Annotated in this window: 24 protein-coding genes; 19 read left to right on the top strand and 5 right to left on the bottom strand. The window is 65.0% G+C overall.

The features are described 5' to 3' along the window. Positions 1-2: 2 nt before the first annotated feature. The 12 genes from mobF (at position 3) to HRV97_RS15440 (ending at position 9775) form a co-directional block, all read left to right on the top strand. Complete coding sequence (mobF, locus tag HRV97_RS15495; RefSeq protein WP_174195132.1) at positions 3-3128, top strand: MobF family relaxase; 3126 nt, start codon at positions 3-5, stop codon at positions 3126-3128. After that, positions 3125-3367, top strand: coding sequence for a hypothetical protein (locus tag HRV97_RS15490; RefSeq protein WP_174195131.1), 243 nt, complete (start codon positions 3125-3127; stop codon positions 3365-3367). Before mobF ends, HRV97_RS15490 begins: the two co-directional genes overlap by 4 nt. Positions 3368-3890: 523 nt before the next feature. Further along, positions 3891-4622: a type IV secretion system DNA-binding domain-containing protein gene (locus HRV97_RS15485; RefSeq protein WP_223176901.1), complete on the top strand. Its 732-nt coding sequence runs from the start codon at positions 3891-3893 to the stop codon at positions 4620-4622. Next, on the top strand, positions 4619-4885 hold the full coding sequence (locus HRV97_RS15480) for a hypothetical protein (protein ID WP_174195129.1): 267 nt from the start codon (positions 4619-4621) through the stop codon (positions 4883-4885). Before HRV97_RS15485 ends, HRV97_RS15480 begins: the two co-directional genes overlap by 4 nt. Further along, positions 4878-5330 (top strand): hypothetical protein, encoded by a 453-nt coding sequence (locus HRV97_RS15475; protein ID WP_035386221.1) that lies wholly within the window; start codon positions 4878-4880, stop codon positions 5328-5330. The genes HRV97_RS15480 and HRV97_RS15475 overlap by 8 nt, the downstream gene beginning before the upstream one ends. A gap of 10 nt (positions 5331-5340) precedes the next feature. Next, positions 5341-6093, top strand: a complete 753-nt coding sequence (locus HRV97_RS15470) for a hypothetical protein (protein ID WP_246248791.1) — start codon at positions 5341-5343, stop codon at positions 6091-6093. A gap of 130 nt (positions 6094-6223) precedes the next feature. Beyond that, positions 6224-6433: a hypothetical protein gene (locus tag HRV97_RS15465; RefSeq protein ID WP_174195127.1), complete on the top strand. Its 210-nt coding sequence runs from the start codon at positions 6224-6226 to the stop codon at positions 6431-6433. A 23-nt stretch (positions 6434-6456) separates the two neighbouring features. Beyond that, positions 6457-6786, top strand: a complete 330-nt coding sequence (locus HRV97_RS15460) for a hypothetical protein (protein WP_174195126.1) — start codon at positions 6457-6459, stop codon at positions 6784-6786. Beyond that, complete coding sequence (locus tag HRV97_RS15455; RefSeq protein ID WP_343044531.1) at positions 6779-7639, top strand: CsgG/HfaB family protein; 861 nt, start codon at positions 6779-6781, stop codon at positions 7637-7639. The genes HRV97_RS15460 and HRV97_RS15455 overlap by 8 nt, the downstream gene beginning before the upstream one ends. A gap of 50 nt (positions 7640-7689) precedes the next feature. Further along, positions 7690-8760: a nuclease-related domain-containing protein gene (locus HRV97_RS15450; protein WP_246248790.1), complete on the top strand. Its 1071-nt coding sequence runs from the start codon at positions 7690-7692 to the stop codon at positions 8758-8760. Beyond that, positions 8757-9266 carry a hypothetical protein gene (locus HRV97_RS15445; protein ID WP_174195123.1) on the top strand — a complete coding sequence of 170 codons (510 nt, stop codon included), beginning with the start codon at positions 8757-8759 and terminating at the stop codon, positions 9264-9266. The genes HRV97_RS15450 and HRV97_RS15445 overlap by 4 nt, the downstream gene beginning before the upstream one ends. Further along, on the top strand, positions 9263-9775 hold the full coding sequence (locus tag HRV97_RS15440) for an SGNH/GDSL hydrolase family protein (RefSeq protein WP_174195122.1): 513 nt from the start codon (positions 9263-9265) through the stop codon (positions 9773-9775). The genes HRV97_RS15445 and HRV97_RS15440 overlap by 4 nt, the downstream gene beginning before the upstream one ends. A gap of 33 nt (positions 9776-9808) precedes the next feature. Here HRV97_RS15440 and HRV97_RS15435 read toward each other — a convergent pair whose 3' ends face one another. Then, positions 9809-10309, bottom strand: coding sequence for a Ros/MucR family transcriptional regulator (locus HRV97_RS15435; protein ID WP_174195121.1), 501 nt, complete (start codon positions 10307-10309; stop codon positions 9809-9811). Positions 10310-10771: 462 nt separating this feature from the next. Here HRV97_RS15435 and HRV97_RS15430 point away from each other — a divergent pair, with 462 nt between their 5' ends. Beyond that, entirely contained in the window at positions 10772-10912 is a 141-nt protein-coding gene (locus tag HRV97_RS15430; RefSeq protein WP_174195120.1) for a hypothetical protein, read from the top strand. Between the two features lie 87 nt (positions 10913-10999). Then, a complete protein-coding gene (locus HRV97_RS15425; RefSeq protein WP_174195119.1) occupies positions 11000-11284 on the top strand; it encodes a hypothetical protein in 285 nt (94 codons plus the stop codon). A gap of 280 nt (positions 11285-11564) precedes the next feature. Here HRV97_RS15425 and HRV97_RS15420 read toward each other — a convergent pair whose 3' ends face one another. The 4 genes from HRV97_RS15420 to HRV97_RS15405 all read right to left on the bottom strand — a co-directional run bounded on the left by HRV97_RS15420 (position 11565) and on the right by HRV97_RS15405 (position 15315). Further along, positions 11565-12149, bottom strand: coding sequence for an SLATT domain-containing protein (locus tag HRV97_RS15420; protein ID WP_174195118.1), 585 nt, complete (start codon positions 12147-12149; stop codon positions 11565-11567). Next, positions 12149-13462 (bottom strand): nucleotide-binding domain-containing protein, encoded by a 1314-nt coding sequence (locus HRV97_RS17820; RefSeq protein ID WP_174195140.1) that lies wholly within the window; start codon positions 13460-13462, stop codon positions 12149-12151. The genes HRV97_RS15420 and HRV97_RS17820 overlap by 1 nt, the downstream gene beginning before the upstream one ends. A 908-nt stretch (positions 13463-14370) precedes the next feature. Then, positions 14371-14997, bottom strand: a complete 627-nt coding sequence (locus HRV97_RS15410) for an SOS response-associated peptidase (RefSeq protein WP_174195117.1) — start codon at positions 14995-14997, stop codon at positions 14371-14373. Positions 14998-15045: 48 nt separating this feature from the next. Further along, positions 15046-15315 (bottom strand): HU family DNA-binding protein, encoded by a 270-nt coding sequence (locus HRV97_RS15405; protein WP_174195116.1) that lies wholly within the window; start codon positions 15313-15315, stop codon positions 15046-15048. Positions 15316-15354: 39 nt separating this feature from the next. On the opposite strand from HRV97_RS15405, the gene HRV97_RS15400 reads away from it, so the two are divergent. From HRV97_RS15400 to HRV97_RS15380, 5 genes are all read left to right on the top strand, one after another. Next, on the top strand, positions 15355-15531 hold the full coding sequence (locus HRV97_RS15400; protein ID WP_174195115.1) for a hypothetical protein: 177 nt from the start codon (positions 15355-15357) through the stop codon (positions 15529-15531). Positions 15532-15588: 57 nt separating this feature from the next. After that, positions 15589-16557 carry a GGDEF domain-containing protein gene (locus HRV97_RS15395; protein WP_174195114.1) on the top strand — a complete coding sequence of 323 codons (969 nt, stop codon included), beginning with the start codon at positions 15589-15591 and terminating at the stop codon, positions 16555-16557. 80 nt (positions 16558-16637) lie between these two features. After that, entirely contained in the window at positions 16638-17399 is a 762-nt protein-coding gene (locus HRV97_RS15390; protein WP_174195113.1) for an ImuA family protein, read from the top strand. Between the two features lie 100 nt (positions 17400-17499). After that, a complete protein-coding gene (locus HRV97_RS15385) occupies positions 17500-19098 on the top strand; it encodes a Y-family DNA polymerase (RefSeq protein WP_246248789.1) in 1599 nt (532 codons plus the stop codon). Beyond that, a complete protein-coding gene (locus tag HRV97_RS15380; RefSeq protein WP_174195112.1) occupies positions 19095-22358 on the top strand; it encodes an error-prone DNA polymerase in 3264 nt (1087 codons plus the stop codon). Before HRV97_RS15385 ends, HRV97_RS15380 begins: the two co-directional genes overlap by 4 nt. The last annotated feature ends 86 nt before the right edge of the window (positions 22359-22444 follow it).

Below are 22444 nucleotides of genomic sequence, written 5' to 3'. Positions count from 1 at the left end.
CGATGCTCTCGGTCGCTTCCATCAAGTCGGCATCGGGCGCGGCGAGCTACTTCGCCAAGGACGATTATTATACCGCCGAGCACTCCTCAGAGGCGACGCTCTGGGGCGGTGTCGGGGCGGCCGAAATCGGGCTCAAGGGCGAGGTCACGAAAGAGGCCTTCGAGAAGATCCTCAACGGCGAGCTGCCGTCGGGTGAGAAGGTCGGCCAGGTCCAGAACCGACAGCACGGTGTCGACCTCACCTTTTCGATGCCTAAGTCGGCCAGCATCCTCGCTTATGTCACCGGCGACACCCGCATCCTCGCCGCCCACATGAATGCCGTTAAGACCACGATGGCGTGGGTCGAAAAGACCTTCGCTGAAGGGCGCACGTACGATCGATCGAAGGCAGGCGACGCCGTCCGCACAGGCAACCTCGTCTATGCCATGTTCCAGCATGACACGAGTCGGGCACTAGACCCACAGGGGCACATCCACGTCCTCGTCGCGAACATGACCAAGATGGCCAACGGCGTCTGGCAGGCACTGCACAACGGCCAGCTCTGGAAGAACAACACGACGATCGGTTCGGCCTACCATGCCAACTACCGCGCCGAGCTGGCGAAGATCGGCTTCGAGACGACGGTCTCCGGCAAGCACGGCATGTTCGAGATCAGCGGCGTGCCGAAGAAGGTCATCGAAACCTTCAGCCAGCGCAGTACCGATATCCGAGCTAAGGCGGCCGAGCTCGGTATCACCAATCCCAAGGCTCTCGATCGGATCACCACCAACACCCGCGACGCTAAGCTCAACGTCGAGGATCGCGATGCCCTCCGGGAGGCGTGGCGAGCCCGTGCAGCAGAGCTTGGCTTTGACGGCAAAGCGCTTGTGGAAGCCGCGAAGGCACGCGCGAGCGGTGCCGCGCTCGACAGCAAGCCCGGCACCATGGAGCGTATTCGCGAGACCCTGGTGGGCATTCGTGAGACCCTCGGTGACGCTTTCCGGCCAAACGACCCGCTGATCGCAAGCGGGCTCGAGCGTCTGCGGATCTCTCCGGTCGACCTCCGTGCCCAGCACGCCGTCGCCTCCGCCATCCGTATCCACGCGCAGCGTGAAGCCGCGTTCTCGATACCCGACGTCGTGAAGACTGCGCTCGATCGCGACCTGAAGGGCGTGACGCCCGAACATGTCGACCGCCGCGTCTCGGAGCTCATCCGGGCCGGTCAGCTGATCCCAGGCAAGCAGGACCGGATCGACGGCGTCGTTACTCACGTCACGACGCCGGAGGCACTTGCGACCGAACGCGGGATCCTCGCCGAGATCGAGCGGGGGCGCGGGCAGGGGCGCGTCATCGTCTCGCCGGAGACTGTGATCGCGAGGCTGCACGCTGCGTCTGGCGACAAGGAGCTCAACGCTGGCCAGATGGCGGCCGCGACCATGGCGCTCACCTCCTCCGACCGCATCGTCGCCGTCCAGGGCGTCTCGGGCGCCGGCAAGTCGACGATGCTCGCAAGCGTCTCCCGCAACGTCGAGCAGGAAGGGGGCAAGGTTGTCGGCCTGGCGCTGATGAAGGCCACCTCGGACCGCCTTGGTGCGGAGGCTGGGATCGAGAGCCGCACCGTCTCTTCCTTCGTTCACAGCTACGCGCGTCATGCGCTGGCAGGAAAAGGTGCTGGCTACGACGGCGCCCGCAACGAACTGGCCGGCACGACCATCATCCTCGACGAGGCTTCCATGGTCGGCTCGGACCAGATGAAGCACCTGGTCGGCATAGCAAACGCGCTTGGGGTCGATCGCTTCCTGATGATCGGCGACCGCCAGCAGATCACGGCAGTCGACGCCGGCAAGGCCTTCGCGCTCGCACAGGCCGGCGGGATCACGATGGCACGCATGGACGAGAATCTGCGTCAGCGCACCGAGCAGCTGCGTACCGTCGCGGCGCTCACCAACCGAGGCGCGGTCCGCGAAGCCATGGCGATGCTCGGCAACAAGGTGACCGCCAACCCTGCGCATGTGAAGGCGGCGTCGGAACACTGGCTAAGCCTCACGCCCGAGCAGCGCGCCTCGACCGCGATGTTCTCATCGGGTCGAGTGGCACGTGCTGAGCTCAACGTCCGCATCCAGGAAGGTCTCGCTGCCGAAGGCACGCTGAAGGGCGAGGGGGTGAAGATCGATGTCCTCGACAAGGTCAACCTGACCCGCGAGGAACTCCGCTATCCCCAAGCCTACCAGGCGAAGTTCGATGCACGGCTCGTCATCGATCTACGCTTCGCAATCCGGGAGCTCGGCCTGCCGCGAGGCACGTTCGACGTGATCGGGGTCACTGACAAAGGGCATGTCCAGGTCCAGATCGGCAACAAGGTCAAAACCTTCGACCCGCAGAAGATTTCGCCGCTCGATAAGACCGACGCGATGCAACTCGCCCAGCGTGAGGAGATCAAGCTCCACGAAGGCGATAAGATCCGCTGGACGCAGAACGACAAGGATCGCGGTCTCAACAACAACGACATCGCGCGCGTGGTGTCGGTCAATCCGTCAGGGATCAAGGTGGAGGCAAGCGACGGCCATATCCATGAACTGAAAGCCGGCGACCCGATGATGGAGCGCATCAGCCTCGCCTACGCGCTCAACATGCACGCCGCTCAAGGCATCACCGCCGACAACGCGATCGCGGTGATGAGCCACAAGGAGTCCAACCTCTCCAATCAGCGGCTCTTCAACGTGACCGTCACGCGCGTCCGTGACGACATCCGGCTGTTCACCGACAATCGCGAGAAGCTGACCCAGGCGATCGAGCGCAATGAGGGTAACAAGACCTCCGCACTCGAGACCACCGGCGAGTTGTCGATCGATCCAGGGCGAGGCTCCATCTCGGATAATGGCGCGTCGCCGAGTGCGACGGGGAGCCAGACCGGCATGGATTCGTCGAGATCGTTCAATCCCTCGCTGCCGCCCGAACTCGATCGCGGCCCCGAAAAATTGGGCGGCGAGAAAGAGGGCTCGGTCGCCTCGCCGGCGATGAGCAGCACCACCACCGCTCCTGACTTCAAGAACGATCCCACTCTGTCGGCCGCGTCGCTCCGCATCGGCGTCGAGCCGCCCGCGATCGAGCTGCCTTTCCCCGAAAAAGACATCGGACTGGAGCTATGACCATGCCCACCGCACGACCTACCCTCGAGCAGGTGCTCGCTATCAAGCATTGGCACCCGTGCGACCTCAACACGCACACGCTTGCCGAGTGCAGCCGCCTCGCCAAGCACGACCACGCGCTGGAATGGGGCGCTGAGACCCTGGCGATGGCTAGCGTTTTTGCGCTGACCTACGCCGTGCTTGCGCCGCTGACACGGGCGCTGCGCGCGCCCCGTCGAGCGGTGGGCGTGGCGGCATGATGTCCGAACGGCTCATCCGCGACGATCTCCAATCATCGTCGGCAACGCCCCACCGGCTCCGCACGATGCTGAGTTGGGCCTGCAGGATCATCCATGCACTCTTGCTAATGCTGGGCTTGTCTGGCGCCGTAACGCTCGGGATCGCAGGACTCAAAGAGCTGCAACCGGCCGCGACCGGCACCCCCGTCACGGTGACGGAGTAGGCAGATGGGACCCGGTGATCGCGACTACATGCGCGCGGAGCCGACCGGGCGCACGGAGCGGCTCGCCACGGCGCCAGTGGACGCGATCGACGCAGTAACATGGCCGTCTGCGACCCTGCTGCAGGCGGCGCAGGAGCGCGGCTCGCGGTTTTCCGGTCCATCACGCCTCCGTCAGCGCCGAAGGCGCCTGTTGGGCCTCCTGTCGGCCCTGACGGGCTTGTTCACTCTCGCCTGGGCTGTCGGCTGCGCGATCGTCGGCGCTTCGCTCCAGACCGAAGGCGGCACCTTCACCACCCCGAAGCACGAAAGGACGTCCCGCCATGGGGATTAGCTACCCGTTTCGCTTCCAGCGTGAACCCGAGCCGGCTCGAGCACGGCTTACCATCGCCTCGCCCGACACACTGCCAGCCGAAACGCTGCGGGCGGTGCGAATGGGCAACGGCGACCGGATCGTCGTGATCGGTGCCGGCGAAGCCTTCACCGCCCTGGCGGACCAGACCCGCGACCTCATGATCGATCCAGCGCGGGGCAATTGGGACTTTTTCGCCGATCACCCGAGCGACTACGCCCGTTCGTCCGCGGTCGCGGCGTTCATACCGATCGACCCACGTGACCGCGATGCAAGCTGGCTTTACGCGGGACGATACGTGCTCGCACGCGCCATCGAGCACGTCGGCCAGCAGCCAGGCGCCATGCTCTCGGGCGTCCGCGACCTCGTACGCAACCTTCCACCCGACGCGCTCGCCGAGTTCGCCGGGCACGATACGATCTGTAGCCAAGGCGTGCGTTGGGCCGAGACGGTGCTCGCCGGCGTGAGAACGCCACTGCACCAGATCGCCAACCACGATCCGCGTATGCCCAAGACTTCGATCGTTCGATGGCTGGCCGGTCCTGCCTCGACCATCCTCTTCATCCACCGCGATCCCGATCGCGCCGACCACGAGCTGCAGGCCATCGTCGCATCGCTGCGCGACCATGCCATGCTCGGACGGATCGACGTCGAGATGGCCTTGGGAGCCGCTCAGCTTGTAATCGAGGGGACGACCCGATGAAAGTCGAGGTCGACGAGCAGGCGCTCGAACATGTCGTCGGCAGCTTTCAGCAGCTCGATGATCCGTCACCCACAGTGATCGATGTAAACCCGCAGCCTGAGCCCCGCGCTCTTCATGGCATGATCGGCTTGCTAATCCTCGCCGGCTTGATCGTCGCTGTCGCCTTTGGTGACCACAAGCTGAAGCAGTGGCACGAACGGCTTACTACCCCGTATGCCCACTTTGCGGAGAACTACGTGTCTGCGGAGGCGATCCGTGGATGATTTAGCCCTCCTTCACCGCGGCGATCTCGAGAGCGCACGCCTTTCGCGCGATCACGCCGATGCCCTGCGTCGTTCCAGCGAGGAGTTGCGTCCTATCGCCGTGGCGCTGCGCGTCGCGGACGGCCGAGCCTACGATCCCTCCGGCATCATCCCTCAGCTACGAACTGCGCTCGACGAGTGGATTAGTCGCCACGAGGCAGGCGCCCGAGACATGGATGCGCGCGCCGCAGCCTATGAGGCGAACGCTGCATCCCGCGTGTCGGCCGCGGACACGCTGACGCTCGCTGAGATGGTGCGTCAGCTTGCGCACAACGTCCTCGTGTGCGCCGGCGCCGCGGCCCTGGGCCTCCTGGCCTATCACGCGATCGAAAGGTGGCGCGGACACCTCGGCGACAACGGTCCGAGCATCTCCACGACCGGGGGGCGCTTCGATGGGGATCGATGACCGCGATTATATGCGCGAGCGCTATCGGCAGCGTCAGGGCCTTCCATCCGAGCGAACGACCTGGAACGAGCGCAAGGCGAGGCGTGAACTGGAGGGCAGGGGCTACCAAAAGGCGGTCCCGATCGATCGGGGCTGGCGGTCGGTGCCACTCGGTAGCGCGCTGTGGATCTCCGGCAACGGCAAGCGACAGTCATGGTTCGAGCGGAAGAACCGCGGGCACGACTATCAGCGCGGTCGTTGGCGACCATCGAGAAGAGCGAGGTTCCCCAGCGGCTTGATCGCACTCAGCCTCACGACCGCCATCATCGCAACCGGCTTCGGCGCGCGTGACTGGATCGCCGAGCGATATAGCGCGATCATCTTGGCGCAGGGGCGCAGCTTCCCCGCGTCGGGCACGGTCAGTGTGCCGGCCAATATCGACATGAAGCGCGTCGTCGCGAAGCTGACCGTTCAAGGCGGCCTCGAGAACGCGATCGTTCAGATGATCGATGCGAAGACGGGCCGGAACGCCCTGTCGGTCTATGTGCGCGCGCATGAACGGGTGACGGTGCCTGCGCCCGTCGGCCGCTTCCACATGCGGCTCGTACACGGACGCGAGTGGAGCGACGCCCAAACGCTCTTCGGGAAAGGCACGCTGCACGACGAGGTCGACGGCGTGATGCGTTTCACCCGCAAGGTCGGCCATGTCCTCGACCTTCGGCTCGGCCACGACAGCAACCTCGTCGTGCGACGCATCAACCTTCGGCCGGCGCCGCTCGCATGACGAAGCGACCCAAGACCACGCTCGCGGAGCAGCAGCGGCCGTCGGAGCAGCACCGTTCACGCGCGCCGTTCCAGCCATGTCGCCAGCGCGCTCGCGCGTGGTCGCTGGCCACCCATGCGAGGAGGAGCCGATGAGCAACTGGAGTTTCGAGGGAATGGGCGAGTTCGGGTCGGCAGCCGACGCGGACCGCTGGGCGAAGCGGCAAGGCCTCGCCCCACAAGACGTCCGGATCACCCGCAAGGGGGACGGCGTGGAGCTGGAGGTCCGACGCTCGGCCCTCGGCGATAGTGGCACCCGCCACGATGACCGGCGCGACGGACGTCGCAACGGCTTCTTCTGACAACCAACGAAGGGGTTACGACCGTGAAGACACGACATATCGCATCGATCGTTCTGGCGGGCCTAGCGTTCGCCACACCTGCAGTCGCCAGCGCGGCGCCGGCCAGCCCGGTGCTGCTCGCAATGGCGAGCTTCGCCGGCGAGAGCGCCGGCAACGACGCCGAACGACGCGCAGCGGAAAAGACGGCGCACTACCGCGCCCACGCCAATCACAAGGGCAACTGCAAGGACTGCGCTGACTGCGCCGATTGCGCGGACTGCGATGAAGCCGCCAAGAAGGTGAGCGCCAACGAGGAACGGGCCGGCATCTGCGACCCGACCAAGCATGCGAAGGCGGCGAAGGCCGGTGCCTAAGCGCGCCGCCCTCGCCATCGTGACGGCCGCGATCGCGGCCGTCACTCCTTCCACCCTGTTGGCGCAGAAGCTGGGGCAAGGCGGCACCGGCGTCGACGAGAAGACCGAGCTGCCGCGATGCGAGGTTCCTCTGGGCGTCGCGGCCTTGGTTGAGGAAAAGGCCGCGAGCCCGGCCGATAACCTCTCACCGCAGCTGCAGGCGCTGATGCGTATGGCCGAGATGCAGAATGGCGGATCCACGGCCCGGGTCGACCCGCTGCCGCTCGTCAAACTCATGATCGCCCGCTCAGGCTGCTTCCGCGTGGCGGATCGAGGGGAGGCCTTCAGCGCGCTCGAGCGCGAGCGCGCGATCGCCGGCGGGGCCGCTGCCGCGCGGCCTGTCACCAAGGCGGATTACCTGCTGCAGGTCAACGTGGTCTATACTGACAGCAAGGCGCGCGAGAGTGGCGGCGGTGTCGGTGGCCTGTTCGGGGGCGCCGTCGGCCTCAAGTCCAAGACGATGGAGAGCCAGGTCCTGCTCACGCTCGTCGACGTCAACACCGGCATCCAGGAGGCGGTCGCCAGCGGCTCGGCACGCAAGAAGGACGTCGGTGTCGTCGGCGGAGGGCTGCTGCTGGGCCTCGGTGTCGGCGCTCTGGGCGGCACCTACGCTTCGACCGACATCGGCAAGATCACCAGCCTCGCGATGGTCGACGCCTTCCGCAAGCTGATGACCGATGCCAAGCCACGGCTCGAAGCGAAGCTGGTCCCGGCGAAACCGCCGGCGCTGGTTCCTCCCGCGGCCGCGCCGATCCCGGCGCAGACAGTCCAGCCGCTACCAACGCAGGCTCAGACGGGAACGCAAAAGCAATGATCCGAAAGCGATCGACACGATCCGCTGAGCTCGCGCTGGCGGACGAAGTGATGCGCGATCCTGATTACGAGGGACTACCGGACCGCGTCCGGTCAGCCCTCAAGAAGCATGTGCGCGGTCTCTGGGGGGAGAAGGAGACCGCGTTCATGCTCGATCGCGAGTTCGGGCCGGAGAACGACCGACATGTCCTGATCCACAATCTGCGCCTGCCTGACGGCCAGGGGGGGTTCGCTCAGTTCGATCACATCCTCCTGTCTCGCTTCTCGCGAACCGCCGCGATCTTCGAGTCCAAGAATTACGCGGGCAACATCTCGAAGAACGCACATGGCGAGTGGATGGTCTGGTATCGCGGGCAGCACCGGCCTCAGAACATCCCCAATCCCGTCGCTCAGGTGCGGCGCCAGCGAGACGTCCTCGCCGCGTGGCTGAAGCGCAAGGGGCACACCAAGGCGTTCGAGCGCATCGGCGTGTTCGTATCCGTGCCAGCTACGAACGACATCGACCGCTCCAAGGTCGGCAATGACGAACCGATCTACAAATGCGACAACCTCGTCGCGGGATGGATGCCGTTCGGGGGAACGAGCCCCTTGTCGCGTCTTTTCTCGACAGGCGTAAGCGGCCTGCAGATGCTGGCAATCGCCGACCAGCTGATCGCGGACCATGTCGAGGAGGAAGACATCTACGTGCGGCTCGGGATCCATCCTGGACCTGACGGAACGACGGCCGAGCCGGACACCAGCCAAGCTGACGACGCAGAGCCAGAGCCGATCGTCGACGCGCCTGAGGAGCCCGCGCCAGAGCCAGTGATCGCGACCAGCCAATCGGCGACACCGCCACCCGCGCCGGTGATCGCCGATGCGGTGCCCCCCTCGCCAAAACCTCGAAAGGCAGGAGCGCAGATCGAGGTCTGCGCCGGCATCATGGAACGCACGCTGCCAGATGGTCGCATCGCGTTCCGGGCGGCCAAGGACGATCACATCGGCCGAGAGGCGCTAACCGCGCTTTGCAAGGGCAGGGCGGTGTGGAACCCGATGTTCGCGAACTGGGTGTGCCCGCCCGACATCGCGACCGAGATCCGCGCCGCCCTTCCGAACGCTGTGCAGTTGGCGCAGCTGCCATGAACATGATCAGCCTGCCCCGACCGACCTGCCCGTACTGCGATGCGGCGATGCGACGCTGGCCGCTCGGGCAGGCGGTCCTAGCCTGCGATACCTGCAGACGGCCGATCGTGCGCTACCTGGCTCAGCCTAGCTCGCGCATCTTTCGCCTACGGCCTGTCTACACCGTGATCTACGTTGCCGCGTTCGTTGTCCTCCTGCTCACGTTGGCCTTGATCGCCTTCAACCCGGTTGAGACGCGACACATCATCCCGGCGATCGCCATCCCGATCGCCATGTTCGGGGCCTGCGACATCGCGGACGGTTGGTTGTCGTGGCGGACGTCGATCGATCGGGGCTGGCGGACACTCCGGCGTGGAAAGGCGGCGCGCGCAATCGGCCTTGCACGTGGCCTCTTCGGCATCGCCGGCGTGGCCGTCGCGATCATCGGGCTGCTCGCTTACGACGAGATGGCAGGAAGCCCGCGCCCGGGGACGCCATCTCCAAAGATCGCGGCAGGGCGGACGTGATCCCCTTCTGCCTCATCCTTGGCGACAGCACCGGCGTTGGCACCGCGGGGGCGCTCGCGCGCGAAGGTATCCGATGCGAGATCCACGCGCACGTCGGCGCGCGCTCCAGCGGTGTGCTGGAGGAGTGGCAGGGCCGCATTACCCCCGCCGTCGCCTTGATTGCGTTGGGCTCGAACGATGTCGGAGATCCACGCCTGGAACGCCGGTTGATCGCCTTGCGCGCGAGAACCCGGGCGCCCCGCGTGACGTGGCTCGCACCCTATAACCGCACTGCAGCCCTGATCGTGACGAAAGTGGCGCTTCGTTTCGGGGACAAGGTCATCCCGCTCGCCCAGCTCCCCACACGGGACGGGGTGCATCCGACCAGCTACCGGCCGATCTCAGGTCTGCTCGGATGGAAACTTCTTTCCGGATTCCGGAAGAATGTTTCCCCCGAGACCCGCGGCGCATGGCCACCAGAGGCGGCCAACGTCCCTGTCAGGCGGGCAGTCGTCCTGCAGATGCAGTAGCGACGGTTTGGCCGCCAGGCGGTGCGGTGGGGCTCAGTCCGCCTTTTCGCTGGCAGCGGCTTTGCGGCGACCACGCTTAGGCGCGGGCTGCTCCGCCTCTGCAGGCGCCGGTGCATCCGGCGCGTCCTTCGGCTTCCGGCCGAGACCGATCTTCTTCGCCATCGAGCGGCGCGCCTCGCTGTATTCGGGCGCGACCATCGGGTAATCGGCCTTCAGGCCGTATCGCTGACGGTACTGGTCCGGGGTCAGGCCATGACCGGACAGGTGCCGGCGCAGCGACTTATAAGGCTTGCCATCGATCAGGCTGATGATGGCGTCGGGTCGGGCAAGAGACTTCCTGACGGAAACCGCGGGCGTGAACACCTCGGCCGGCTCCGTCGGCTCGCTGGCCGGGCTCTCGAGCGCGATCACCGCCTCATGCATCGACTGGAGGAACGCAGGCACCTGGCTCTGGTCGGCCCGCGTGTTCGGGTTGGACAGCCAGGCGATCGTCAGCTCGGTCGCGAGCTCGACGACGTTGTTCTGATCGCTCATTCGATCCTCGTCCAATCCAGTTAAGCAGAGCTACCGCGGCAGCGTCGAAGCTCGGTTATACCGATCATCGACGGTGCTTCCAGCGGCAACGGTCTAACGGACGATCAGGTCCGAGACAGTAGACGGACGATGCGCCGGCTTCCCTCGAGGCCGCCAATCCAAGCCGCCGCGAAAAACGCCATTAGTATGCAAGGCAAACAGTATGGGGCCGACACTCGATGCTATAAGGCCGCGATAGCTGCATCGACCTCGTCCCGCGGAGGCCAAGTGATGGACAACATATTTTTCGTGTCCCTGGTAGTGCTCGCCTTCAGTCTAGGGGGTTGGTCCGCTGGAATGTATCGCCAGGAACCAGCGATGATCAGCGGCGGGATCGGTATCGTTGGGATGTTGGTGTCTCTTATCGCCTGACCTGAACGGATGGAATTGTAGACGGTCGTTGTCCGCGGAAGAGCCCGAGACATGGACAGGTTCCTCGCTGGAGCCATTTTCCTGGTCGTAGGTGGACCAGTTGGATGGTGGTTGGGCGCCTTCTGGAAAGAGCCGGCGATCGTCTTCTTCGCCTGCGGCACGCTGATCCTGATCGCGTGCGTGTTGCCATAGCAGCTTTGTGAGCGCCTCCGCGTGCCATGGTCGAGGCACAAACATCGTCCGCAGCAGCGCTTTGGCTCCACGAGCGGATCACGGCCGGTGGACAGCGACATCGCCTGCGATCATGATGCAGCGCAAACGGGAGAAGCCTGCATGGGCGAGGGCGCGACGTTTATCCGGCGTGAGGGTGTGAAGCAGGAGTGCATCGCGCTCCAGATGGAAGGCGACGACGAGGCACGCCTGCTTCTCTACGCCCAGGGCCTGGTCAATCAGGCGATCGCGGACCTCCTTGAGGATCCCGAGCAGATGCGAAAACTAGTGGAGATCGCGCGGTTTAAGCCGACGCTCCGGTTAGTGCATAACCGTGACTCGGAGGACGGCTAAACGCAGCCGGCCTAATCAAGCGGCTGCCCGGGCACTAGCCGGCGGTAAACCTCCTCGAGCTCGGTCTGAGCCGCATCTGCCGCAGCGCGTGCCGCCTTGAGACGAGGAAAGTACCCATCCCAAGTACTCTGGCCGACGTTTGCGAATGTCTTCTGAGTTCCCTCTTCGGCCAAGCGGCCGATAGCTTCTTGGCTACGGGCAACCTTTTTGAAGGCGCCGTCAAGTTCAATTCGTTCCTGCGGTGTCATACACTGCTCCAAAACAGAGAAGGTTGCATTGATCAAACACAGAAATGGGCACTGTACCCCCAATACGTTAGCCCAATAAGAGTAGCTAAGGCGACCGTTGCAAGAAATAACCTTGCCGAAAGAGGCCACTTATCTTTCCACGTAAAGTGAAGCTGCTCATCCATCCAGCCGACCTGCGTCTCGGCAAACAGCTTGTAATGAGCGTACCATCCACTTAGGAATACCTGCTTTCCGATTGAAATGGCGCGGTACTCGGTATTGATGGCGTCAAATTCGGCTTTCGCTGCGACTGGATCGGAGCCACCCTTTACAAGGCGATACAGATCCTTCAGCCGGTCTAGCAGCGAAAGCAACTTGTTTGCGGATGCGTAGTACTCTTCAGCGCGGTAAAATGACAGGTAAAGGGTCGCTATACCGATGACCAGAAGAGCGCCGGACGGCCACTTCGTTGATAAGGGCTCATAGATCAGCGCAGCTATACCGATAGCGCTTGAGGCCAAGCCAACCCAGCCCGGTAGCTTGGTGATCCAATCATAGGTCGCGAATGTCTTGCGAGCACCGAACGCAACGTCGTATCCCTTTTCGGCGATGGTCAGCAAAAGCGCATCTCTGTCCATCACTTTTCACTCTCGTCTACGATGGGAACGTGGATGCGATCCTTAGCAACGACAACCCCGTCTTGGACTGCGTAGCAATCAACGACATGCTCACCGCGGAAGTCCGATGTCTCCCGCTTAGTCTTGTTGCCGCTATCAGGGACAATCTGACCACGAATGATGTTCCTGCGGATCGCTTCTGGACCTCGGTTCAGCACCTTCCAATAAACGTGATAGACGCCCTTAATGTCTTCCTCGTCGATGTAGAAGCGAAGTGACTTAGACTTATAAACGTTTGGTCGTCTTGCGTTGAAGCCACGCATCGCACGCAGAAAGACTGTACGGAAGCCACTCTGTTTTATCTCGCACTCCAAACGTAGAGAGTACCGGATATCGACGGGGAACTGGTCCTCGATAAACTCCTCGGTATTGTCAGCCGTGTAGCCCGCCTCAGTAAGCTGGGCCTTTCGGACCTCTGTGGTGGCGGACAGGGGATATGCGCGACCAAATAACTTTCGCCACCGGGTGTTCGCCTTACTGTCCTCGCCGGCCTCAAGGGCCTTATCCGCGAGTGCCAATCCCTTCTTCGCCTTGCTCTGAAATGCTTTGCGAACCTTGACGTGCTGACCGCTACCAAGGGCGGCGTAGCGATCTTTTTTTGGCTCTTCCAACAGGAATGATAGAAAGTCCCGCATCATCTGAGCGCAGGAGTTCAACGATGTCTTGTCGTATTCAGTCCGGGAAACCAAAAAGTTGTGCGCTAGAGTATCAATGAGTAAGCCGCCCATAGCAACGCCATGCTTATTTTTCCAGGCCCGCGTCATTTTGGCTAAACGACGAAGGTTGCCATTCTTGTCGGTGTTGACCTGCTGGGTAGTCGCCAGTTCTGGACGTGGCCTAGTCAGACGGTAGCAGCCCTGCCCCTTCGTGTGAGGATACCAGAATCCCTCCTCATCTTCGAAGACAGGCTGAACCTCGATCTTGAAGTTCTGATACTGACAAACAACAACGAGGGTATCCACGTAGACAGTCGTGCTGGCATACCTAGCCTGAATTGCGTCAGCTGTGTCGCGTAGTAGCTGATATGGCTTGTCCTTATAGCGTTCCCATTTGCCGCTAGGCATGATGTAGAGCATATCCAGGTCGGAGATACCGCGGATGGCGGTCCAGCGACCATAGGAGCCTACCTGAAGGCTGTTATCCGTTCGGCTGTCTGTATCGCGAAATTGAAGGTTGCATGCCCTCGTAACTTCGCCGTAGCGGGATGAAATTGTGGCCTCGTTGTCGATCGCAATGTTCGAAAACAGTGTCTTGAAATCGTCCGCCCTGCTGATGGTAGCCTCCCGTTGCTGCGCCGGACTGGTGCCCCCACCAAAGCGCTGTCGTTATAGGGAAAGATGGGTCGCGGTCCCGATTTGTTCAACCCCCGTAACGACCTCGTGGAGCAATCGCGCGAGAGGCTTTAGCGGACAGTGGCATCAATCCAACCTTCAGCCAAACGAGAACGTCGGAGAGTCTGCCTCCCCATGAGCACCTAAGGCATTAAGGATTATTGCAATATCATAGGGCACTCTTGATGCCTCTGCATCGACCTCCGGCCCAAGCGGCTTCTCCGGACTGACGTGGATACCGGTCGAGCCCCAGCCCCTGACAAGCTTGGTTCCCTTGAGGCCGTATGCCCTTGCATCGCAAAAGGAGGTTCCCTGAATTTGTGCCTCGATCAGGTCGTCGCCCCACCGGCGCGCAGCGTAGGTTCTGTGACAACCGTCCACCACCAGGAAAAAGTCGTCGTGCCCCGCTAGCCGTACTCGTGTGACAGCTATGCGAGGCGGGAGCCCTTGCTCTCGCAATTGGAGTGCAGTCGCCACTCTGTCTCGTTTCCAAGGTTGCGCGAGAACGCGGCCAACGGAGATCTTTTGCTCCACGAAATTCCGGTCTGTTCCGGTGACGATGCACCGCAAGCCCGCTGCGAACCGGTCGACGAGAAAGGGGCCAATCGTAGAGATGATACCCGTAGCGCCCGGTCCCAACTCTCGCTCGTTGGATCCCTTTTCGTAGCCCACGTGTTCGGTGACGACGTCCCGCACGAAATCGAGTCTTAGCTTAGGAGGATCAATAAACGTCATATCTAGTACAAACATAGTTACAACTCTGAAACGTCCTGATGAGCCCCTCTATGATGGTCACGGTAATCGAAAGTATGGGCGATCAGGCAGCTAAAGCAGCATGTCAGACTTGGATTTTATGTGGACACAGTCATAAGCTGTGATGGATACGGCGCCACAACATCGGCAACATCGTCCCATGGCGCAGAAAGCCAACGATCATAATCGTCGTCGTGTATTACCACGGGCATCGCTTTGGGGTGGATAGGAGCCACGATCGCGTTAGGCTCCGTTGTCAGGAACCCATAGGCGTTGCCGCGCTCGGTCGGGCGCCAAATGCCCGCGAATGCGAAGATGGGCCGGCTCGGTATGTCAAACCAGTGCAACGGCTTCTTACCATCCTCCCCGGGAGCGAGCCCGTACTCGGAGAACGATGTCACTGGCACCAGGCAGCGTCGCGCCGGCGTAGTCAGCATCGATCGCCAGAAGCTGGAGCTGAGATTGCGTACGTTGGTCACGTATTTGGTCAGCTTGACCGATGGATCGCGCTTGCTGGGCACCTGCGTCGGCACGCCCCACTCCATGCGCTCGACCCGGCGATCGTCGCCATCCTTCACGATCACAGCGCCATAGAAGGGCGTCTTCTTGCCCGTCGGGAAGATGTCGCCAGCGGGGAAGGTCTCGTCCGGTTCATAGGGCGGCCGGATGCCGAACGTCGCCATCACCTCGGCCTGCTTGGCCGTGAGCCGATACCGATTGCACATCCGCGCCTCCTATTGGCACCGACGAGCTAACCCGCCGGCGCGCATGCCTTACAGCTTGTCCTTCAGGCCCTTGGCGGCCGTGAAGGCGACCTTCTTCGACGCAGCGATCGTCATGCTCTCGCCGGTCGACGGGTTGCGGCCCTCGCGCTCCGGCCGGTCCTTGACGGTGAACTTGCCGAAGCCATTGATCGAGACCTCTTCTCCCTTCGCAGCCGCAGCCGCGATCTGGTCGAACACCGCGGTGATCGTCTTCTTCGCGTCCGCCTCGCTCGTACCCGTTGCAGCCGCGACGCCCTTGGCCAGCTCACCAACGTTCATGCTAGTCATACTCCCTTTGAAAGCGTGGGGACCTTACCGATGGCGAGCGACGACACAACGACTGTGCTGGATGAGGCGGGCACCAGCGCCGTCAAGCTGATGCTGTCGAAGCTCGACGATCACGACGTCACCGTCGTTTTCGAGACGGTCGGAGGCGTCGGTCCGATCGGCGACCTGGCTGCGGAGGCGATGAAGGATCGTAACATCGATCTGTAATCGCTAGCTTATCCGCACAGGCAGGGGAGGAACCAGGCGCCACGACGGAGGCTGAGGATGGTAGATCGACGTAAGCGGCCGCAAGGCGGAGCCGAGGTCCTCGTCTTCCTTGATCGTCACCGTCTCGCTCACACCCCAGACCACTATGCCTTCGCCCACGAGTACCTGAGCGGCGAGGACACGCAGCTGCGCGAACGCGTCGACGGCGCGATCGACGGCGGTGTCCGCCTGACCGAAGAGCAGGTGCTTCAGCTACGGCCTGCCGCGCCCGCGAACGTAGCGCCCGAGCTCGATCACATCACTCTGCGGGTCATGGACGTCGTCGGAGACGCGATGACGATCACGACCGATCTCAGCCGCGAGCTGGTCACCGCGTCCGCGGCGCTGCTGGATGAACCAGGAGCGACGGTCGGCCCGCTGCTCGCGACCATGCTCCGCCGAGCAGAGAGCGCAGAAGCAAGTTTCGCGCAGGCTGCGGCCCGCGCGCGCCAGATCCGCGCCGAGCTGGCGGCTCTGCAGGCAGCAGGGCAGCACGACCCGCTGACGGGCCTGACAAACAGGAAGGGCTTCGAGGACCGCCTCGCGGGCGACTTACGGAATCCAGTCTGCGTCGCACTCGTCGACGTCGATGGCCTTCGCGGCATCAACGAGAGCCACTCGGCAGCAGTCGGTGACCGCCTCTTGAAGGTCGTGGCGCGCGCGCTCGCCGATCATTGCCGCAGCCACCTCGTCAGTCGCTGGGAAGGCGGCACCTTCGCGCTGCTCATCGAGGGAATGGACCTGCGTGCCGCTGGCGAGATGGTCACCGAGGCATGCGAGGCGATCGGAGCACGCGAGATGAAGGTGCGCGAGAGCGATGAGCCGCTTGGCCGCATCTCGCTCTCTGCCGGCGTTGCAGCGAGCCGCAGCCGTCCGCCGCAAGAGCTGGTGGAAGCCGCCCAGGCGCAACTCCGGCGAGCGAAGCAGCCCGGTGCCGGTCCGGTCGCGATCGAAAGCAGGATGGTCGGGGTATCTGCGACGAGCTGACGCGGGGACAGCTGGAAATCGGGTTGACGGATGGAACCCCTTAACGGAACATAGAGGGAACGAGTAGAGTCTAGTCCCTTATGTCCGCCGCCCTTGATTCCCTGCCGACCAGCATAGCGCATCTGCGGACGATCGCTACGCCTGCTGCTGACTATCGCGTCATGCCGTTCGGCGTGGACGCGCTCGACAGCCGGCTCGGGGCAGGGGGCTTGCGAGCCGGCGCGCTGCACGAGGCGACTGCGCGGAGCGCCGCGCTGGTCGACGATGCCGCTACAACGCTCTTCCTCGCCGGCATCGCCGCACGCGAGGCGGCGGGGGCCGGCGGTCCAGTGCTATGGGCCAGCTGCAGGGCTGACCTCTACGCTCCCGCCCTCGAGCAGGCCGGGCTTCCCTCCGCCAACGTGATCTACGCGCAGCCGCGCGACGATGCCGCGCTCTTGGCCGTAGTCGAGGATGCGGTGCGGGACGGCACGCCGGCTGCGATCGTGGCAGAGGCGAGCAAGGTCTCGATGGTAGCCACGCGCCGGCTGCAGCTCGTCGCGGCCGACGCCGACATGCCGGTGCTGCTGCTGCGCCGCGCGCGCGGCCTCAACCAGGACGTGTTTGCCGAGCCGTCCGCCGCGTGGACGCGCTGGCGGATCGGTGCCGCGCCGTCCGAGCGGTTGGGTGTCGCGGGTGTGGGAAGAGCGAGATGGTCGGTCGAGTGCGTCCGCCAGCGTGGAGGTGAGGGCTTCTCCCTGATTGTGGAGGGCAGCGATGAGACGGGTCGTCTCGCTGTTCCTGCCGAGCTTGGCCGTGGAGCGGCTGAGGCGGCTGGAACGGTCCGCTTCGCGGCAGCCTGAAAGGCCTGTCCTCGAGCTGCCGGTAGACGACGACCCCGGCGCCTGTTCGGTGCCGCGGGGCGGAGGATGGCGATCAGGTGCGCGGTGGGCGCGGGAAGGCATGCCGTCGCGCGGCGACGTCGAGGCGCAGATCGCCGCACTGCCGACCCACGCGCAGCCGCCTATGCGCGAGCTCGGCCGGCGCTCCGAAGCTGCCAGTCACCCCTACAAGGCGGCGACGCCCGCGCCGCGCATCAGCGTGCCCGCCACCAAGCCGCTCGAGCACGCGCCGCTGGCGCTGATCGACAAGGTCGGCCGGCGCGAAGAGGTGGTCGCCGCCTGTGACGGCGCGCGTGCGCTCGGCGTGCATCCGGGCATGGCGGCGACCCACGCGCGCGCGCTCGTCTCGGATCTCGATTTCCGCCCGGCCGAGCCGCAGGCCGACGCAGCGCTGCTCGACCGCCTTGCCCTGCTGGCAGTGCGCCGTTGGTCGCCGATCGCGGCGGTCAGCCCAAGCGATGGTCTCTGGATCGACCTCGCGGGCTGTGAGCACCTGCATGGCGGTGAAGAGCGCTTCTGCCGGCGTCTGATCGCCTTCTGCAGGCGGGCAGGCTTCACGGCACGCGTTGCGGTCGCCGACACGCCCGGCGCGGCGCACGCGCTCGCGCGCTACGGCCGCGGCGACCTCATCCGCGCCGAGCCGGGCGCGACTGCCAGTGCACTCGCGCCGCTGCCGATCGTGGCACTACGGCTTGCTCCGAGCGCACTCAGCGCCGCGCGGCGCTTCGGCTTCGAGACAGTCGCGGATCTCCTGCCGGTCGCGCGCGGGCCGCTCGCGCGCCGGCTTGGCCTGCCGGCGATCACGCGGCTCGACCAGGCGCTGGGCGCGGTCGCGGAGCCGATCACCCCGCGCGAGGACGCCGACGTGCCGCTCGTCGAGCGCCGGCTGCTAGAGCCGATCGGCACGGCCGAGGCGATCGAGCAGGTCATGGGCGACCTCCTGCGCGATCTCGCCGGCGTGCTGCAGGAGCGCGGGCTCGGCGCGCGCGCGCTGCGGCTCACCGGCCTGCGCGTCGACGGCACCGAGCAGGTGGTCGCCGTCGGCACGTCGCGGCCGACGCGCGAGGTGCCGCACTTGCTGCGGCTGCTGAAGCTCAAGATCGAGCGGATCGACCCGGGCATGGGGCTCGAGCAGTTCTGGCTCGTCGCCCCGCATACCGAGCTGCTTGATGCGGTCGACCTCGGCGCCGTGCTCGCCGGCGAGACGCTGGTGCGGGACTCCGCGCGCCTAGTCGACGTCATCGCCGGCAGGATCGGTCCGCGCGCCGTCTTCCGCGTGGCGCCAGTCGAGAGCCATGTGCCGGAGCGAGCCGTCGCCCGCTCCGACCCAAACGAAACGCCTGGCCCCTGGCCAAAGTGGCCGCGACCGATCCGCCTTTTCGCGCGACCCGAGCCGCTTGCGCGCGTGATGGCGCTAATGCCCGACCAGCCGCCTCGCCGCTTCGAGTGGCGCGGCAAGACCTACAAGATCGTCGCCGGCGATGGTCCCGAGCGGGTCCATGGCGAGTGGTGGCGCCGCGACGCCGAGGTGTGGGCGGTGCGCGACTATTACCGCGTCGAGGACGATGCGGGCGGCCGCTATTGGGTGTTCCGCCGCGGCGACGGCTTCGAGGAGGATACCGGCGACCTTAGCTGGTGGATGCACGGGGTCTTCGGGTGACCCACTATGTCGAGCTGCAGGTGCTCACCCACTTCTCGCTGCTGCGCGGCGCGTCGTCTCCCGAGGAGCTGTTCGCGGCCGCGGCGCTGCTCGGCTATCCTGCGATCGGCGTCAGCGACATCGGCACGGTCGGGGGCGTCGTGCGCGCATGGGAGGCGCAGAAGGCGACGGGCGTGCGCTCGATCGCGGGCACGCGCGTGGATCTCTCGTGCGGCCGTCGCCTGCTGCTCTACCCGATAGATCGTCCCGCCTGGTCGCGGATCACGCGGCTGCTGACCGTCGGCAAGAAGCGCGCAGGGAAGGGCGGGTGTCTGCTCCACTGGCACGACCTCGAGCCATGGTCCGAGGGCGTCATCGCCATCCTGCTGCCGCACGAGGCAGACGAGGAGAACCTGGCGGCGCTGAAGGACCTGAAGGCGGTCTACGGGCGCCGCGGCTACATGGCGCTCTACCAGCGGCGCCGGCCGGGCGACGCGGTCCGCATCGACGCGCTGGCACGGCAGGCGGGCGGCGCCGGCGTGCGCGCGGTCGTCACTGGCGACGTGCTCTACCACGCGCCCGAGGCACGGCTCCTGCAGGACGTCGTCACGGCGGTGCGCGAGAAATGCACCGTCGATGAGCTCGGCTACCGCCGCGAGGTGAACGCCGACCGCGCGCTGAAATCGCCGGACGAGATGGTCCGGCGCTTCCGCGCCTATCCCGACGCGCTGCAGGCGAGCGTCGACATCGCCAAGCTCTGCACCTTCGACCTGGGCGAGCTGGCGTACCAATACCCGCATGAGCGTCTGATCGAGGGGCTGACCGCGCAGGAGGCCTTGCAGAAGCTGGCGACCGAGGCGGTCGAGCGCATGTTCGGCGGCAACGTGCCCGAAGCCTACACCACCCAGATCGCGCACGAGATGCGGCTGATCGGCGAGCTCGGCTATGCTCCCTACTTCCTCACCGTCTACGCGATCGTGCGCGAGGCACGCCGGCGCGGGATCCTCTGCCAGGGACGCGGCTCGGCCGCCAACAGCTGCGTGTGCTTCGTCCTCGGCGTCACGTCGATCGACCCGATCAAGCACGAGCTGCTCTTCGAGCGCTTCGTGTCGGGCGAACGGCGCGAGCCGCCCGATATCGACGTCGACTTCGAGCATGAGCGCCGCGAGGAGATCATCCAGTGGATCTACGAGACCTACGGGCGTGACCGCGCCGCGCTGACTGCGGTCGTGACGCGATACCGCGCGCGGGGCGCGGTGCGCGACGTTGGCAAGGCGCTCGGGCTTCCTGAGGATCTGACCTCCTCGCTCGCCGGCCTTGTGTGGGGCTGGTCGGCCGAGGGTGTTGGCGAGAAGCAAGTTGAAGAGCTGAACCTCGACATCGCCGATCGCCGGCTGCGGTTGACGCTCGACCTCGCGCGCAAACTGATCGGCGTGCCGCGCCACATGTCGCAGCATCCGGGCGGCTTCGTGCTGACGCACGACCGCCTCGACGACCTGGTGCCGATCGAGCCCGCGGCGATGGAAGATCGCCAGATCATCGAGTGGGACAAGGACGACATCGACTCGCTCAAATTCATGAAGGTCGACGTCCTCGGCTTGGGGATGCTTGGCTGCATGAACCGCGCCTTCAACCTGCTCGAGCAGGACAAGGGCATCCGCGTCGGGCTGGCCGACCTGCAGGACGACGATCCCGACGTCTATGCCATGATCCAGAAGGCGGACACGCTCGGCACCTTCCAGATCGAGAGCCGCGCGCAGATGAGCATGCTGCCGCGCATGAAGCCGCGGCGCTTCTACGACCTCGTCATCCAGGTCGCGATCGTGCGCCCGGGCCCAATCCAGGGCGACATGGTCCACCCGTATCTGCGCCGGCGTGAGGGGCTGGAGCGGCCGGAGTACCCGCGGCCGGAGCTGCGCGCCGTGCTCGAGAAGACGCTCGGCGTGCCGCTGTTTCAGGAGCAGGCCATGAAGGTGGCGATCGTCGGCGCCGGATTTACGCCGGCCGAGGCGGACCAGCTGCGCCGCGCCATGGCCACCTTCAAATTCACCGGAGGGGTCAGCCACTTCAGCGAGAAGCTGGTCGAGGGCATGGTTGCGCGCGGCTACCCGCGTGAGTTCGCCGAGCGCACCTTCCGCCAGCTCGAGGGCTTCGGCTCCTACGGCTTCCCAGAGAGCCACGCCGCCAGCTTCGCAAAGATCTCCTACGCGAGCAGCTGGATGAAGCATCACCATCCCGACGTGTTCTGCGCCGCGCTGATGAACGCGCAGCCGATGGGCTTCTACGCTCCGGCGCAGATCGTCCGCGACGCGCGCGAGCATGGCGTCGAGGTGCGGCCTCCTTGCGTTAACGCCAGCCGTTGGGACTGCACGCTCGAGCCGACGCGCGGGCGCTACCTGGCGGTGCGGCTCGGTCTCAGGCAGATCCGCGGGCTGTCGAACGCGGACGGCGCAAAGATCGTCTCCGCGCGCAGCACGACGGCCTACGAGAGCGTCGAGGACGTGTGGCGCCGCTCCGGCGCGCAGCGCGCCGCGATCGAGAAGCTGGCGGACGGCGACGCCTTCCACAGCTTCGGCGCCGATCGCCGGCAGGGGCTCTGGAAGGTGAGGGGGCTCGGCGAGGCACCGCTACCGCTGTTCGCCGCAGCCGACCGCGCGGCCGAGACGCAGAGTGCGGAGGGGATCGAGCCCGAGGTGCAGCTCCGTTCGCTCACCGACGGGCGTGAGGTGATCGAGGATTATCGCAACCTGCAGCTGTCGCTCCGCGCACATCCGCTTTCGTTCGTCCGCGACGAGTTGACGCGCCGCGGCGTGACGCGCTGCGCGGATCTCGCCAGCGTCCGCGACGGCCGCCACGTCGAGGTCGCCGGCATCATCCTGGTCCGTCAGAAGCCCGGATCCGCCAAGGGTGTGCTGTTCATCACGATCGAGGACGAGACCGGCATCGCCAACGGCATCCTCTGGCCCGACCGCTTCGAGGCCCAGCGCCGCACTGTGATGTCGGCTTCGATGGTCGGTCTGAAGGGGCGGGTGCAGAAGGAGGGCGAGGTGATCCACGTCATCTGCGACCGCATCGTTGACCACGGCGACCTTCTGCACCGCGTTGGCGACATGTCATTCCCGCATCGCACCGGCCGCGGCGATGCCGCACAGCACCCCGGCTCGCCCGACCGCGGCGACAAAGATTGGAGCCCGGAGCCGCGCAACTGCTACTGGCCGCCCCATGCGGAGGGCATGGATCCTGAAGACGTCGTGCGCTTCAAGTCGCACGATTTCCATTAAGGTGAGCTCGGTCCCACGGCATCAGCGCGTTATCATCGCACTGTCGCTACAGATACTCCGGTCGAGCCTTACGCATTGTTCTGAAA

This window comes from Sphingomonas hominis (genome assembly GCF_013328205.1).
GTDB lineage: Bacteria > Pseudomonadota > Alphaproteobacteria > Sphingomonadales > Sphingomonadaceae > Sphingomonas > Sphingomonas hominis.
The sequence above is the reverse complement of the archived record's forward strand: the minus strand, read 5'-3'. Positions and strand labels throughout refer to the sequence as shown.